The organism is Ilumatobacter sp. (assembly GCF_046290335.1).
GTDB lineage: Bacteria > Actinomycetota > Acidimicrobiia > Acidimicrobiales > Ilumatobacteraceae > Ilumatobacter_A.
The window spans coordinates 1,783,001-1,798,573 of record NZ_JBKAGH010000001.1; the positions used below are offsets into that span (position 1 = coordinate 1,783,001).

General features: G+C 67.4%; 13 protein-coding genes. 7 read left to right on the forward strand and 6 right to left on the reverse strand.

Annotated features, from left to right (window positions below; all coding sequences use genetic code 11):
- The first annotated feature begins 41 nt into the window (after nucleotides 1–41).
- The gene (locus ACE37B_RS08015) at nucleotides 42–740 is read left to right on the forward strand and encodes a DNA alkylation repair protein (protein ID WP_409922751.1); all 699 of its coding nucleotides are present in this window, start codon (nucleotides 42–44) and stop codon (nucleotides 738–740) included.
- 38 nt (nucleotides 741–778) lie between these two features.
- Here the strand turns inward: ACE37B_RS08015 and glgB are convergent, their stop codons facing one another.
- Nucleotides 779–2,677 (reverse strand): 1,4-alpha-glucan branching protein GlgB, encoded by a 1,899-nt coding sequence (glgB, locus tag ACE37B_RS08020; RefSeq protein WP_409922752.1) that lies wholly within the window; start codon nucleotides 2,675–2,677, stop codon nucleotides 779–781.
- 176 nt (nucleotides 2,678–2,853) lie between these two features.
- Between glgB and ACE37B_RS08025 the strand changes: the two genes are divergently transcribed.
- From ACE37B_RS08025 to ACE37B_RS08035, 3 genes are all read left to right on the forward strand, one after another.
- Entirely contained in the window at nucleotides 2,854–4,023 is a 1,170-nt protein-coding gene (locus ACE37B_RS08025; protein ID WP_409922753.1) for a glycosyltransferase family 4 protein, read from the forward strand.
- A 96-nt stretch (nucleotides 4,024–4,119) separates the two neighbouring features.
- Entirely contained in the window at nucleotides 4,120–6,606 is a 2,487-nt protein-coding gene (gene glgP, locus ACE37B_RS08030) for an alpha-glucan family phosphorylase (RefSeq protein ID WP_409922754.1), read from the forward strand.
- A gap of 124 nt (nucleotides 6,607–6,730) precedes the next feature.
- Entirely contained in the window at nucleotides 6,731–8,002 is a 1,272-nt protein-coding gene (locus ACE37B_RS08035; protein WP_409922755.1) for an MFS transporter, read from the forward strand.
- A gap of 43 nt (nucleotides 8,003–8,045) precedes the next feature.
- On the opposite strand, the gene ACE37B_RS08040 is transcribed toward ACE37B_RS08035, so the two are convergent.
- From ACE37B_RS08040 to ACE37B_RS08050, 3 genes are all read right to left on the reverse strand, one after another.
- Entirely contained in the window at nucleotides 8,046–8,825 is a 780-nt protein-coding gene (locus ACE37B_RS08040; RefSeq protein WP_409922756.1) for an enoyl-CoA hydratase/isomerase family protein, read from the reverse strand.
- A gap of 105 nt (nucleotides 8,826–8,930) precedes the next feature.
- Nucleotides 8,931–9,893 carry a methylmalonyl Co-A mutase-associated GTPase MeaB gene (gene meaB, locus ACE37B_RS08045; protein ID WP_409922757.1) on the reverse strand — a complete coding sequence of 321 codons (963 nt, stop codon included), beginning with the start codon at nucleotides 9,891–9,893 and terminating at the stop codon, nucleotides 8,931–8,933.
- 39 nt (nucleotides 9,894–9,932) lie between these two features.
- Nucleotides 9,933–10,259 (reverse strand): NifU family protein, encoded by a 327-nt coding sequence (locus ACE37B_RS08050; protein ID WP_409922758.1) that lies wholly within the window; start codon nucleotides 10,257–10,259, stop codon nucleotides 9,933–9,935.
- A 31-nt stretch (nucleotides 10,260–10,290) separates the two neighbouring features.
- On the opposite strand from ACE37B_RS08050, the gene ACE37B_RS08055 reads away from it, so the two are divergent.
- Together ACE37B_RS08055 and ACE37B_RS08060 are read left to right on the forward strand one after the other, a co-directional pair.
- Nucleotides 10,291–10,476: a hypothetical protein gene (locus ACE37B_RS08055; protein WP_409922759.1), complete on the forward strand. Its 186-nt coding sequence runs from the start codon at nucleotides 10,291–10,293 to the stop codon at nucleotides 10,474–10,476.
- 151 nt (nucleotides 10,477–10,627) lie between these two features.
- Nucleotides 10,628–11,860, forward strand: a complete 1,233-nt coding sequence (locus tag ACE37B_RS08060) for a hypothetical protein (RefSeq protein WP_409922760.1) — start codon at nucleotides 10,628–10,630, stop codon at nucleotides 11,858–11,860.
- Between the two features lie 72 nt (nucleotides 11,861–11,932).
- Here ACE37B_RS08060 and murA read toward each other — a convergent pair whose 3' ends face one another.
- Entirely contained in the window at nucleotides 11,933–13,225 is a 1,293-nt protein-coding gene (murA, locus tag ACE37B_RS08065) for a UDP-N-acetylglucosamine 1-carboxyvinyltransferase (protein ID WP_409922761.1), read from the reverse strand.
- A gap of 22 nt (nucleotides 13,226–13,247) precedes the next feature.
- On the opposite strand from murA, the gene ACE37B_RS08070 reads away from it, so the two are divergent.
- Entirely contained in the window at nucleotides 13,248–14,873 is a 1,626-nt protein-coding gene (locus tag ACE37B_RS08070) for an MFS transporter (protein ID WP_409922762.1), read from the forward strand.
- Between the two features lie 87 nt (nucleotides 14,874–14,960).
- Here ACE37B_RS08070 and ACE37B_RS08075 read toward each other — a convergent pair whose 3' ends face one another.
- Entirely contained in the window at nucleotides 14,961–15,533 is a 573-nt protein-coding gene (locus tag ACE37B_RS08075) for an alpha/beta family hydrolase (protein ID WP_409922763.1), read from the reverse strand.
- Nucleotides 15,534–15,573: the final 40 nt, after the last annotated feature.

Here is a 15,573-nt window from a genome sequence, read left to right on the forward strand (position 1 = left end):
CTCTTGGGGCCGGTTCCGCATGATCCCGTACGGTCGTCACCATGAGTGTTCCCACCGTCATGATCGACGCAGGGGTCGATACGGTCGAGCACATCTGTGCCGACCTTCATGCGGCCGCCGACCCCGACAACGCCACGCCGATGGCTGTGTACATGCAAGGCCACTTCGAGTTCCTCGGCGTCTCGGCGCCCGAGCGCCGTCGGCTGTCGAAGCCGTTGCTCACCTGGGCGAAGACCGCCGATCCCGACGAACTCCTCGACGTCTGCCTCCGCCTCTGGGACCACCCGGCACGGGAATGCCAGTACACCGCCATGGACGCATTGCGCTCGGGCGCACGCAACCTGCGCGCCGACGACCTCGACGCGATCGCCCGATGCATCATGATGACACCGTGGTGGGACACCGTCGATTCGCTGGCCATCCACACGGTGGGAACGATGGTGCAGCAGCACCCTGAACTCGTCGATCAGATGGACGAGTGGATCGGCAGCGACGATCTCTGGATCGCCCGTTCGGCGATCCTGCACCAGGTCACCTACGACGACCGCACGGACGCGAAACGGCTCTTTTCCTATTGCGAACAGCGCATGCACGACACCGACTTCTTCATTCGTAAGGCGATCGGTTGGGCGTTACGCGAGTACGCCAACACCGACCCCGCTGCGGTCTCCGCCTTCGTACAGCGTCACCAGAACGCACTCTCAGGGCTGAGTCGACGCGAAGCCCTCAAGCATCTGTAGCCAGCGACCTTCGCAGAGACGTGGCCGAGGCCGTCGTCTCAGGCGCGACGTTCGGCGGCGAGCCAGATCATCGACATCGGGCCGACATCGATGAGCGCCGACGTGGGCTGACGCTGCCAGGGCTCGTCGGTCGTCGCGATGATCCGGTCGTCGCCTCGATGGCTGCTCCCCCACCACGCCGCTGCGTCGGTGTCGAGCACCGGCTCCCATTCGCCGACCCACGGCAACCCGACCCGGTAGCCGGGGCGCGGCACCGGGGTGAAGTTCGCGATGCACGCGACCGCGGCGGCCCCATGATCGTCCCAGCGGAGAAACGCGTACATGCTGTGTTCGGCATCGTCGGCGTCGAGCCACTGGAATCCGCCGGGCTCTTGGTCGCGCCGCCAGAGTGCCGGGAACTGGTCGGCCAGGCGGTTCATCTCCGCGAGGAGATCGTGCACGCCGCGGTGCGGTGCATGCTCGAGCAGGTGCCAAGGGAGTTCGGACGCGTCGTTCCACTCCTGCCACGGCGCCAGTTCGCTGCCCATGAACAGCAGCGGCGATCCCGGCATCGACCACTGCCACGCGAGCAGTGTGCGAAGCCCCGCGAATCGCTGCCAGTCGTCGCCGCCCATCTTCGCGAGCAAGCTGCCTTTGCCGTGCACGACTTCGTCGTGGCTCAGCGGAAGGACGAAGCGTTCGTTGTAGGCGTACAGCTGAGCGAACGTGAGCTCGTGGTGATGGTGGGCGCGATGCACCGGGTCGTGCTCGAGATAGCCGAGCGTGTCGTGCATCCAACCCAGGTTCCACTTGTGGCTGAACCCGAGACCGCCACCCGACACCGGGTGGGTCACACCCGGCCACGCCGTCGACTCCTCCGCGATCATCAACACGTCCGGGAACTCTTCGCCGACCACCGTGTTCGTCTCCTGCAGCAGCCGGATGGCTTCGAGATGCTCGCGCCCGCCGAACTCATTGGCACTCCACTCCCCCGCATCGCGCGAGTAGTCGAGATACAGCATCGAGGCGACGGCGTCGACGCGGAGCCCGTCGATGTGGAACTCGTCGAGCCAGTAGAGCGCGTTGGCGATCAGGAAGTTACGGACCTCGTTGCGACCGAAATCGAAGACGTAGGTGCCCCAGTCCGGGTGCTCACCGCGGCGCGGGTCGGCGTGCTCGTACAACGGTGTGCCATCGAATCGACCCAGGCTCCACTCGTCTTTCGGGAAGTGCGCCGGCACCCAGTCGACGATCACGCCGATGCCGTGCTGGTGCAGGGTGTCGACGAAGCGGCGGCAACCGTGGGGGTCGCCGAAGCGGGCCGTCGGGGCGAAGTAGCCCGAGACCTGATAGCCCCACGACCCGCCGAACGGATGCTCGGCGATCGGCAGCAGTTCGACGTGGGTGAACCCCAGCGAGCGGACGTGTGTCGCCACCTGCGTAGCGAGGTCGTCCCAGGAGGTGACGTTGCGACGCCATGACCCCAGGTGCAACTCGTAGACCCGCATCGGTGCGGTACCGGCGAGGTGACGGGCCCGGGCCGACATCCACTCGTCGTCGCCCCACATGTATTCGGTGCAGGTGGGGATGACGCTGGCATCGCTCGGGGGCAACTCGGTCTGACGGGCCATCGGATCGGCCTTGCGCGTCGTGCGCCCCTGCGCCGTGACGATCTCGAACTTGTAGCACTGGCCGCTCGATGCAGCCGCCGCCACGACCGTCCAGATGCCGGGACCTTGCTCGAGACGCTCGAGCGGCTCTGGCTTCCATGCGTTCCAGTCCCCGACGACGGCCACGGAGCGTGCGTTGGGCGCCCACACCGTGAACTGGACACCGCCCGGCTCCCCGGCTTCGTTCGTGACGAACTGCGGACCCAAGAGTTCCCAGAGTCGTCGATGCGTCCCCTCCCCGAGGAGGTGGAGGTCGAGTTCACCGATGAGCGACGGAGATGGCGACATCGCTCTGCACCGTACCTGGTGGGCCGATGTCGGGGGTGAACTTCCTCGAACGGACCGGCCCGAATTCGCTCGTCGACGTCCGGCGCACAACCTCGGACAGCGCAGGGCAGCGCACCACCGACGCGCCCCACGCCGCGAAGCACGACCGGTCCGACCGCCTCCGATACGTTCTGTGCGTGCGCATCCTCATGCTCTCGTGGGATTTTCCGCCGCAAGCGGTGGGTGGCACGGCCGCGCACGTCACCGGATTGTGCGACGCCCTCGCCCACGCCGGGCACGACGTCATCGTGTTCACGGTCGATGACCGTCGCGCCGATCGCGTGGCCGAGCGAGCCGGACCGGTCCGCGTGTATCGCGCCGACGCACACATGCCGTGGATTCCCGAGGAGCGCCCGCTCGCGCGCGCCGCATCGGCCAACCATGCGCTCGTCAAGTTGGCCGATCAGGTCGAGCTCGACCGCGACGGCTGGACGCCCGACGTGGTGCACGGACACGACTGGAGCGTGGGCTGGGCCTGCGACACGCTGTCGACGTTGTATTCGGTGCCGTTCATTCTGACCATGCACGGCACCGAGAGCGTCCGACACGGCGGCAGCCTGCCCCAGGGCGAGTCCAGCGACATCTCGGCGATCGAGTGGTGGCTCGCCTTCCAAGCCGACCGCCTGATCACTCCGACCCGGTTCATCGTCGACCAACTCGTGTCCGGATTCGAGATCTCCCCGGAGCGGATCGTCCGGATCCCCAACGGCATCGACGCCGCGCTGTGGCGCACCGACGACGCGGTCGAACGCGAGGCCCTCGTCGTGTCGTGGGGGCGCGTGCAGTACGAAAAAGGCTTCCAGGTGCTCGCGCGTGCGATGAGCACGCTGCGCGGCCGTCTTCCCGACGTCGCGTGCACGATCGCCGGTCGCGGGAGCTACCTGCCCGAACTCCAGACGCAGATCGACGTCGAAGGGGTCAGCGAACTGATCGACCTTCCCGGGTTCTTGCATGACGAGCAACTCCGGGCGCTGCTGAGTCGAGCGGGATGCGTCGTGATCCCGTCGCTGTACGAGCCCTTCGGCGTCGTCGCGCTGGAGGCGCTGGCAGCGGGCGCACCGCTGATCGTCGCTCGGACCGGCGGCCTCGCCGAGCTGATTGCTGGAACCGATGCCGGCCTCACCTTCGAGCCCGGCAACCCCGACGACCTCGCCCATTGTGTCGAGATGGTGCTTCGCAACCCGCTGCTGTCCGAGCAGTTGACGGCCAGCGCCCGCGACCTCGTCGAGCGCAAGTACTCGTGGGGAGCCATCGCCGCCACGACCGTGCAGGTGTACGAGACGGCCATCTCGGTCGGCAATCGCTGACGCAGCGTCGCGCTACGCCTACGCCGATCGCCGGCGCGACCCTGGTGGAGCTCGTCCCCGAGCGGGACCCCTGCGGGCACGGCTACCATCCCGCCAGTGCGACCGATCCACCGTTTCAACGTCACCAGCGAAATCCCCGAGTCACTGGCGGCGCTCCCGAGGCTCGCCGCGAACCTGCACTGGGCATGGGATCGCGAACTCGCCTCCGTGTTCGATCGCATCGACGAACAGGGCGGTGATGAGAGCTGGCGTCGAACCGGGCAGCACCCGACCGACCTCGTGCGTCGAACCGCACCCAACCGGTGGGTCGAACTCGCCGACGACCCTGCGTTCGTCGAGCAGGTCGCCGCGGCAACCGCCCGGCTCGACGCAGCGCTCGACGATCCGGCGTGGTTCGACGATCGCGAACGCGAGCACGGCACGCCGTTGCGGAGCGTCGCGTACTTCTCCCCCGAGTTCGGGATCACCGAAGCGGTACCGCAGTACTCCGGCGGACTCGGGGTGCTCGCCGGCGACCACCTGAAAGCATCCTCCGACCTCGGCATTCCGTTGATCGGCGTCGGACTGCTGTACTCCGAGGGCTACTTTCACCAGCAGCTGAATCCCGAAGGCTGGCAAGAGGAGCGCAACGACCGGATCGATCCGTCGGCGCTCGGCATGGTCAACACCGGGGTGGTGGTCCATCTCGACCTCGCCGGGCTCACTGCGGCGATCCAGGTGTGGAGAGTCGACGTCGGTCGTGTGCCGCTGTACCTGCTCGACACGAACCTTCCCGAGAATCCCCCCGAGATCATCTCGATCACCAACCGTCTCTACGGCGGCGACGAACAGCATCGGCTTCGCCAGGAGATCGTGCTCGGCATCGGCGGCGTTCGGGCGCTGCGGGCCCTCGACCTCGACCCACAGGTGTTCCACATGAACGAAGGACACGCCGGGTTCCTCGGTCTCGAGCGGGTGCGCGAGTGGGTCGATCGCGGGCTCTCGTTCGACGAGGCGATCGAAGCGGTCCGCGCCGGCGGAGTCTTCACGACGCACACGCCCGTTCCTGCCGGCATCGACCGGTTCCCCCGCGATCTGTTCCAGCGATACTTCGAGGACTTCGCACCCCAGCTCGGCATCGACTTCGAACAGCTCTTCGCGCTCGGCCAACGCGACGACGAGCCCGATGGCAAGTTCAACATGGCCGTGATGGGCATGCGCCTGGCGTCGCGTCGCAACGGGGTCGCCGCACTGCACGGCACCGTCGCCCGCGAGATGTTCAGCGGCATGTGGCCCGGCCACGACGTCCCCGAGACGCCCATCGGCCACATCACCAACGGGGTGCACGCCCGCACGTGGGTGAGCGATCTCACCGATCAGCTCCTGTCGGGCATCGTCGGTGATCAGTGGCATCTCGCAGACGCCGACGCGTTCGCACGCGTGCACGAGATCGATCATGGCGCGATCTGGCTGGTTCGACGGCAGGGCCGCCAGGAGCTCGTCGATCTCGTCCGCGACCGCCTCGGGTCCGACCTACTCGACCCCGACATCCTCACGATCGGCTTTGCCCGCCGCTTCGCGACATACAAGCGCGCCAACCTGCTGTTGGGGCAACTCGACCGCCTCAAGCGCATCCTCGTCGACGCCGACCGGCCGGTCCAGTTCGTCTTCGCCGGCAAGGCACACCCGGCCGATCATCCGGGCAAGGCGCTCATCCAGGCGATCCACCAGGTCACCCAGGACGCCGACGTTCGCCACCGTTTCGTGTTCATCCCCGACTACGACATCGGCATCGCCCGAACGATGTATCACGGCTGCGACGTCTGGTTGAACACGCCGCGACGCCCGATGGAAGCATGCGGAACGAGCGGGATGAAAGCAGCCCTCAACGGCGTGCTGAACTGCTCCATTCTCGATGGCTGGTGGGACGAGATGTCGAACGGGTCGAACGGCTTCGACATCCCCTCCTTCGACGACGAACACGACGACGCTCGGCGCGATCGCCGTGAGGCCGACGCCACCTTCGACGTCCTCGAGCGTGAGCTCGTGCCGCTGTACTACGCCCGCGGCGACGACGGACTGCCGCACGGGTGGATCGAACGCATCAAGAACAACTGGGCGTCGCTGGGCTGGAACGTGATCGCCGGGCGGATGGTGCGCGACTACACCGTTCAGCTGTACGAGCCGGCAGCAGCGTCAGGCGACGGGGCCGTCGCGGAAGGTGCCGCGCAAGCGCGCGAGCTGGCCGCCTGGCGCGCCAGTATCGCGTCCGTGTGGCCCTCGGTGCGTGTGACGATCGACCCTCAGGCCGAGCTCGACGACGGGTTGGCCGGCGTCGAACGTCAGATCAGCGCCGCCATCGACACGGGTGAACTGGTCGCCGACGAGGTGACCGTGCAGATCGTGCACGGCCCCCTGGCCGCTGACGGTCAACTCGATCTCGATCGACGCGAGGTCGTCGCGATGCGATCCGACGGCAACGGCCGATACTCCGGCTCGTTCACGCCCACGCTCGCCGGGCCGTGGGGCGCGACGGTACGAGCGCTTCCGACTCACCCTGCGCTGAGCAGCGTCTTCGAGACCGGCCTGGTCACCTTCGGCTGAGCCACCCAGCCGCCCAGCCACCCAGCCACCCAGCCACCCAGCCGGTCTGACCGACGCTGTCGCTCGAACCAACGTCACGGCATTCCACCCAAGCCCGAGCCGAACACGTCGATAGTGTCGGTCCGTGCGCCTGCGACCCCGAGCCAAACCCGACGCACCGGCCCCCGACGGGGCTCGCCCGGCGCCTCCGTCGCCGCTGCTTCTGCTGTTCGCGTTCGGCGGGCTGATGGCGACCCTCGCCGCCGGCTACGGCGTGCTGTTCACGATCGTCGACGACTACAAGAACGAGTACGGGATCAGCGAAAGCGCGATCGGCGTCGTGATCGGAATCGGCTTCCTGTCCGGATTCCTGTCGCAGGTCGTCATCGCTCCCTACGCCGACCGGGGCCACGCACGCCTCATCGTGTTCCTCGGCGTTACGGTCAACATCGCCGGGCTGCTGCTGATGGCGCTCGGCACGACGCTCGCCCCCATCTTGATCGGACGATTCATCTCCGGGATCGGCATCGGTGCGGCGAGCCCTGCGATCCGCCGCATCGTGATCCTCGCCGACCCCGGCAACCTCGGCAGCAACCTCGGTCGGCTGCTCGCGGCCGACGTGTTCGGTTTCGCGATGGGCCCGGCGATCTCGGCGATCCTCGTCGGCCCGTTCGGTATTCCCGCTCCGTTCATCGCCATCGCCGTGTTCGCAGCGGTGCTCCTGGCCTTCGTGGCCCGTGTACCGGTGGTCGAGACCGCCGTCGAGGCCCGACCGCAGAAACGGCTCGCCTTCGACCTGCTGCGTATCCGCCCGTTCGCCGGCGCGACCGTCCTCGCCGGGGTCGGATTCGTGATGATCGGCGGCTTCGACTCGCTGTGGGCGCTCGTTCACGACGAACTCGACACGGCCGACTGGATCGCGAATCTCGGCATCACCCTGTTCGCGTTGCCGCTGGTCGTGCTCGGACCGCTCGGAGGTCGAACGGCGCAGACGTTCGGACCGTTCCGACTCGCTGCCATCGGGTTGTTCGCGGGCGCCGGCTTCCTGCTCGGCTACGGCCTGCTCCCCACCGGCGGCCTCATCTTCGCCCTCGCGATGGTACACGCATTGAGCGACGGCATGACGATCTCCGCGGCGGGTGTCGGCGCCGGACTCGTGATCCCCGAGGATCGACAGGCCGGAGCACAAGGAATGCTCGGCGCGGCGCAGGCGGTGATGGCCGGGCTCACCGCCGTCACAACCGGCGTGATCTACGAGCATTTCGGCCGAACCGTCGCGTACGCAGTGGTCGCCACGGCGATGGTGCTGCTGACGTCGTTCGGTCTCTGGCTGGCCAAGGACGCGTGGTCGTTGAAGCGGCCGCTCCGCTCAGCGGCATCCAGCGACAGCACGTCCGAGCCGACGTCGGTCGGGTGACGCCCCGGGCCCGAGCGACCAGGCCCGTGTCACGAGGCCCGTGTCACCGCCCGGTGAACGTTGCCTTGCCGGGGCCGTTCTCGAGGAAACTCCGCACACCGATCTGGGAATCCTCGGTGCCGAACACCTCGGTGAAGGCGTCGAGCTCCAGCCGCAGGCCCTCCGCGAGCGAGGTCGACAGTCCGTGGTCGATGGCCTGCTTCGCCAGACCCTGCGCGACCAGCGCCCCCTTGGCCAACTCGGCGGCGAGCGCGAGCGCTCGATCGTGGAGGTCCTCGGGAGCGACCACCTCGTCGGCCAGCCCGATGCGCAACGCCTCCTCGGCCCTCACCTGGCGGCCCGTGAGACACAGCTCCTTGGCCTTGCTCGGGCCGACGACACGTGCCAGACGCTGCGTCCCCCCGCCCCCGGGGATGATCCCGAGCAGGATTTCGGGCTGACCGAACACGGCCTTCTCCGACGCGATCCGGTAGTCACAGGCCAGGGCCAGTTCGCAGCCACCTCCGAGCGCGTAGCCACCGACTGCGGCGATGACGAGTCGCGGCAGGCTGGCGAGCGCGTCGAACGCGGCGTGGATCGCCGGGCCGATCACTCGCGCTTCGTCCGGTCCGCCGAACTGAGAGATGTCGGCGCCCGCGGCGAAGATCCGATCACCGCCGGTCACCACGACCGCACCGGGAAGGTCGGCGGCGAGATCCGCTGCAGCAGCGCCGATCTCGGCGACCAATTCGCTCGACAGAGCGTTGACCTTGCCATTCGCCAGCGTCAACAGCGCCACACCGTCATCGCGTCGTTCGAGGGTCAAGAGTTCGTAGGCAGCCATGCGCCGAGTGTGTCAGATCTTCCCGTCCGGCTCCGACCCGGATCCAGTCCGGAGTCGACTCCGACGCCGGGCTGACCAGGTCGCGGCTCGGTGCCGTCGGGCGGGTCAGGCGTCGATGCCGGCGAGCATCTCGTCGGCGGCGGTCCACGGGTCGGTCGTGCGATCGACGACCTCGTCGGTGAGCTCGTCCCAGCGTTCCCCGGTGCACAGCTGCCGGGCCTTTCGCCCGAGCCGCTGCGCAATGATCTCACGCAGTTCCTCACGCAGCCGGAACGTGCGGCGCTCGGCCAACACGCCACTCGATTCGGCGTATGCGCGGTGTGCCAGCACCGCATCCCACAGATCGACGATGCCCTCACCGGTCGTGCCGACCGTCGCGATGATCGGCGGACGGTAGGCGTCGTGGGGCAGATCGGAGAGATCCAGCATCTGCATCAGGTCTCGTTTGGTCTCGTCGACGCCCTTGCGATCCGCCTTGTTGATCACGAACACGTCGGCGATCTCCATCAGACCCGCCTTGTTCGCCTGCACGCTGTCACCCCATCCTGGGTTGACGACCACGACCGTCGTGTCGGCTTTGCCTGCCACCTCGACCTCGACCTGGCCGACGCCGACGGTCTCGACCAGGATCCACTTGCGGCCGATTGCGTCGAGCGCACGAACCGCCTCGGGCGTCGCCAGTGACAACCCGCCGAGGTGGCCGCGCGTGGCCATCGACCGGATGAAGACACCCGGGTCGGTGGCATGGTCTTGCATCCGCACGCGGTCACCGAGAATCGCTCCGCCCGTGAACGGCGACGAGGGGTCGATGGCGAGCACGGCGATCTCGAGGTCGAGAGAACGCAGGTGGCGGATGACGGCGCTGGTGAGCGTCGACTTGCCGGCGCCGGGTGCGCCGGTGAGCCCGACCGTGTAGCCCTCCCCCGACAAGGGATACGCGAGACGACCGACTTCTCTCGCTTCGTCGTCGCCGCGTTCGATCAGCGAGAGCAGCCGTGCGAGCGAGCTGCGGTCGCCGTCGAGCGCTGCCTGGAAGAGTTCGCCAGCAGGCACACGTTTCCGACCCATCGCTTCGCAGTCTCCCCGATGACCGGGTGCTCTGCCCAATCAGACGACGCCGGGTGCTGCTGCGCCGGCGTGCCCATCAGCGACGTCAGCGGCACCGGCGCCGTGTGCGCACACTCCTCCGGTGGCCACCGCGACGTTGACGACCCGACGCACACCATCGACTCGATCGCGGATGATTCTCGCCACGCCGACCTCGAGAGATGCATCGGACGACGGGCAGCCGACGCACGCGCCGAACACCTCGATCTCGACGACACCGGTCGCTGCATCGACGCTGCGCAGCACGATGTCGCCACCGTCGGCTTGGAGCGCCGGGCGGATGACCTCGATGGTTGCTTCGACCTGTTCGCGCATCGTGCGTTCCATTCAATCGTCGGCGGCCGTACGATCGATACCGATGGTCTTCTCATCGATGTTCGCCGGGCTCCTCGCCCACCAGGGCGGCTGGGACGAGATCCTGCTCATCGGCGGTCCGATTTTGGTGATCGTCGGCCTCCTGGTCGTCGCCAAACGACGCGTCGAAGCTGCGGCCGCTGCCGCTGGGGCCAATGACCCCACCGTCGCGCCACCCGCCGACGACTGACGCCGATCTGCCTCTCGACCCTGCCGCAGTCCCGACGTCAGTGCGCACCCAGACGGCTCGCTCGATAATCGGGTGAGCGGTCGACGTTCGTGACGTGATGACCGGTGAGCTTGCTCGTTTGGCGAACGGACGGGCGTGGTAGGTCTGGTGGATGAGGTCACTGTCTGTCGCTCTCGTGCTCACGATCGCTGTCGTCGGTTGCGCGTCGGAAGATGCGGGCGACGACGACGGACCGAGTGGTGATGCTGCTCCGGCGACGTCAGCCGGCGATGTCGACGGACCGACGACCACCGGGGTTCCGGACCCGACGACCGGCGATGTCTCGGCCTCGACCACGACGCTGGTCCCGGTGACCACCGCGCCTTCGACCGTTCCCACGAATTCCACGACGACCAGCACCAGCACCAGCACCAGCACGACCAGCACCAGCACCACCAGCACCTCCACCAGCACCACGACGCAGCCGAGCGACGGCAGCGACGCAGACGACGATCTTGCCCTGATCGACCTGGAATCCGCAACACTCGCCGGATGGCCGTTCGATGACGGACTGATCGACCGGATCACCACGGCCCTGGGAGCGCCCACGGCTGCGAGCGGCTGGCTGGCGATGCCTCCCAAGCTCGCCTGCACCGGAAACCTCGAGTACCGCGAGACCAACTGGGGAAATGTCCGAGTCGTCGAAGAGCGCGAAGCCGAAGGTGAACCGATTCGACCGAGCGCATGGAGCGTCGGTCTCGCCCCTCCCGGAATCGCTCCGAGCCGGTCGTTCTTCGACCTCGAACCCACCGGTGTCACCACAACGAACGGTGTCGGCATCGGTGATCCCGTCGCCGACATCGACATCGACAACATGTTCGGACAAACCGGACCCTTCACGTGGCAGGTGGCGGGCCCACGAGCGATCCTCATCTCCACCGATGCCGACGATCGCATCGTCGGTTTCAGTAGCAGCCGCAACGACTGCATCGGCCTCGACATCGCCTATCTCCCATGCGATCGGCCGGTTCCGATCTTCACGCTGCCCGACGGCTCCCCCACCGGCGAGGTCCGCATCGACGACGATCGGGCGATCTGGGGAGGTGACCCCATGGACCCCGAGGATGTCTTCGTCGTCGAACGTCTCGGCGGTCCCGAACCCGACAGCGACACGTTGGCGATCGCCGTGCAGGTCCTCGCCGATGGAGGAATCCGTGCGACCCGAGGTCCGTTGCGAGTTGCCGTGGTTCCGATCGCCGATCCGCCGGTCGGACAATCCCAGTTCTTCCTCTTCGACGACCGATCCGACTGCATCCGCCAGTTCTGGGTGAGCCAGGGCCTCGACCCGACCGAACTCGAGAACTACGCGAGCCGGCTGATCGACGAATGGAATCCCCAGATCTGAGCAGGGGATCGATCGTCACCGGAAGCGCCGATGGTTGACACACGCTGCCACCGGTCGTCGCTGGAGAGGTCGTCAGCGGCGTTCGATGTCGGCGCCGACCTGTTGGAGTCGTCCGACCAGATCGTCGTAGCCACGGTCGATGTGGTGCACCCCCGAGATGGTCGTCACACCCTCGGCGGCGAGTCCGGCAACAACCATGGCCGCGCCGGCGCGGATGTCGTGCGCCTTGACCGGTGCGCCCGACAACCGGGGCACACCACGCACGACGGCGTGATGACCGCTCGTGCGCACGTCGGCCCCGAGGCGCTGGAGCTCCTCCACGTAACGGAATCGGCCGGGGTACAGGTTCTCGGTGACGATGCCGACCCCGTCGGCCACGGCCAGCATCGTGATGATGAGCGGCTTGTAATCGGTGGCGATCCCCGGATACGGCAGCGTCGCCACATCGATCGAACGCAGCCGTTGGTCGGCACTCACATGGATGCCCAGGTCGGTGGTGGTGATCTCGAGGCCCATGTTGGCGAAGCGGTCGAGCAGCATGGTCATGTGATCGGCGCGGGCTCCGACCACGTCGAGTTCGCCACCGGTGACGGCGCACGCCGCGAGATACGTGGCCGCCTGGATGCGATCGGGGACCGTGTGATGACGAACGGGATGCAGGTCGGACTGGTCGACGCCTTCGATCACCAAGGTCGAGGTCCCGATGCCGTCGATCTTCGCCCCCATCGCCACGAGGAACTCGCCGAGGTCGGTGATCTCCGGTTCGCGAGCGGCGTTGTCGATGGTCGTGACACCATCGGCGAGCACCGCCGCGGTCATGAGGTTCTCGGTCGCTCCGACCGAGGGGAACTCGAACGCGATGTCAGCCCCGTGGAGCCGATCGGCCCGCGCTTCGAGATACCCGTGACTGAACTTGAACTCGGCCCCCATCGCTTCGAGCCCGGCCACGTGCATGTCGATCGGCCGAGCACCGAAATCGTCGCCGCCCGGCATCGACAGACGGACCTCGCCACAGCGGGTGAGCAAAGGCCCCAGGACGTTGATCGAAGCGCGGATCCGCTCGACCAGTTCGTATGGTGCCACCGGGGTGATGCGACCGGTGTTGACGAGCACGAGTTCGCCCGCCGCCGGACGCGTCATCTCGACGCCGATCGCCGCCAGCAGGTCGCCCATGATCGCGACGTCGGCGATGTCGGGAACGTTGGTCAACTCGAACGCTCCATCACAGAGGATGGTCGTCGCCATCAGCTTGAGCACCGAGTTCTTGGCTCCCGGAACGTGCACCGTGCCGGCCAGCGGCCCGTTGCCGCGCACGACGATGGTCGCGGGCTCGAGCGGCTCGATGGCGTCAACGGAGGCGTTCACAGCTCACCAGTATGCTCCCCGCGTGCGCACCGGCGGGAGCACCCTCACTCGGTCCTGGCCGAACGACGAGGAGCATCGACAACGCCTCGGCGCCGAACGCCGTGATCTCCTCGACGAGATCGAGGTCACCGACGAGCGCCGAGCCGACACAGCCGACACAGCCAACACAGCCGACACAGCCGAGCACGCCATCACCGGTGGCGCCAGGGTCGAGGGCGAGGTCGACAACCACCTTCGACGATTCCACCAGCGACACGGCCCCTTCGTCCAGTACGAGCGGACGCTCGACGCGTCGGGCGACCGCCTGATCGAACGCACGAGCTATCGGCTGAACATCCCCTGGTTCGGCTGGCTGTTCCGGCGGCCTGCTCGCCTGGTGCTGGCGCGCAAGATCTCACATCGCGGCTGGTGGGCACCTCCGGATCAGCTCGACGCCACGCAACTCCTCGTCATCGGACTGTTGGCCGCGGCGTCGATGTCGGCCGCGTTCGTCAACACGTTGTTCACGCAGACCGTCGAGTTCGCGGCTGACGACTTCGGTGTCGGCAACACCGGGATCGGCATCGCGGGCGCGATCGTTCGCGCTGGCATCGTCGTCGCGTTACCAGCCGCGGTGTTGGCCGACCGGATCGGCCGACGACGGGTGGTGCTCGTCGTTGCCTGGCTGGGTCCGTTGTTGTGTCTGCTCGGTGCCGTCGCGCCGAACTTCGCGACGCTCGTCGCCACCCAGACCTTCGGTCGACCGATGGGCATCGCGCTCGCCTTCCTCGTCGGGGTGATCGCCGCCGAGGAGATGCCCCGCAGCAGCCGGGCCTACGCCGTCAGCGTGTTGGCGATGGCGTCGGGGTTCGGAGCCGGCATCGCCGTGATGTCGCTGCGGCTCGCCGACATCGGCGAGAGCGGCTGGCGTCTCGTGTATCTCGTCGCTGCCATCTGGTGCGTCGTCGCACTCGACCTGGCACGCCGACTTCCCGAGACTCGGCGGTTCGCTGCCGAGTCCGCTCGCACCGACCGACCCAAGAAGGCTCCACGCCTCGACCGCAAGCGATTCGCGCTCCTCGCCGCCGTCGCGTTCATGGGCAACATCTTCATCTCCCCGGCGAGCTTCTTCCAGAACAGTTACCTCGACGACGTCCGCGGGTTCTCGGCGGGCATGATCGGCCTGTTCTCGATCGCCGTGGGGACTCCGGCCGGCATCGGACTGATCGTCGGCGGGCGCATTGCCGATCGGCGTGGTCGTCGCCGACTCATCTCGATCGCGCTGCCGCTGTCGGTCGCTTCGATCGTCGCAGCGTTCTACGTCGGCGGCATCTGGCTCTGGCTGTTCTCTCTGCTTGGCGGCATCCTCGGCAGCGCGGTGTTTCCGGCGATGGCGGTGTATCGAGCCGAGTTGTTCCCCACCGCGAACCGCACTCGCGCCGCTGGCTTCGTGACCGCGTTCGCCCTCGTCGGCGGGATCGGCGGGTTGATCGCCACCGGTCATCTCATCGACAGCGGATGGTCGTACGGTTCGGTGATGGCGCTCATGTCGATCGGCCAGGTCGTGGTGACCGTGTTGGTGGTGGCCGCCTATCCGGAGACTGCCCACACCGAACTCGAGGACCTCAACCCCGAGGATCACCCCATCGACCTCGACACGCCCCGCTGACAGGTCATCGTGCCTGGCACCATGACCTCTCACCACAGGTCATCGTGCCTGGCACCATGACCTTCTGTGACCTTGCGCAGTGTCGGGTCAGGTGAGCGCATTCACGAAGCGGTGAATGGCGTCGGCGATGGTGTCGTCGGCTCCCCTGAGGTCGTGGCGACCGCCCTCGATCCACACGTGCTCGACCGGGGTGGTCATCGTCGACGTCCACGCTGTCAGTTCCTCCGGCGAGCCGAACGGGTCACGGGTGCCGGAGATGAACAAACACGGGACCTCGATATCGGCGAGGTGTTCGACGCGCAGGTTCTCCGGCTTCGCGGGCGGATGCAGCGGGTAGCAGATCAACACCAGCCCGGCGAGACGGCGCACCGGGCCGCCGCCATCGACGTTCGCCGCCACCATCGACGTCATTCGGCCGCCCATCGACCTTCCACCCATGACAAGTCGCCCCCGTCGACGAGACACCGTCCGGAGGTCGTCGCGGATCGACGCCATCAGCTTGGGCGCTCGATCGGGCGCCTTGCGACCTTCGCGGCGATACGGAAAGTCGAGACGGTGCACGTTCGCCGACGACCCCATCCGACGCTCGGCCGCCACGAGGCTGGAGTGGTCACACCCGGTCCCGGCTCCTGGATACAGCAAGACGGTGGGTCGCGGCATCACACCAGTGTGCATGTTCGAAACCGGGTCGGCACCGCTG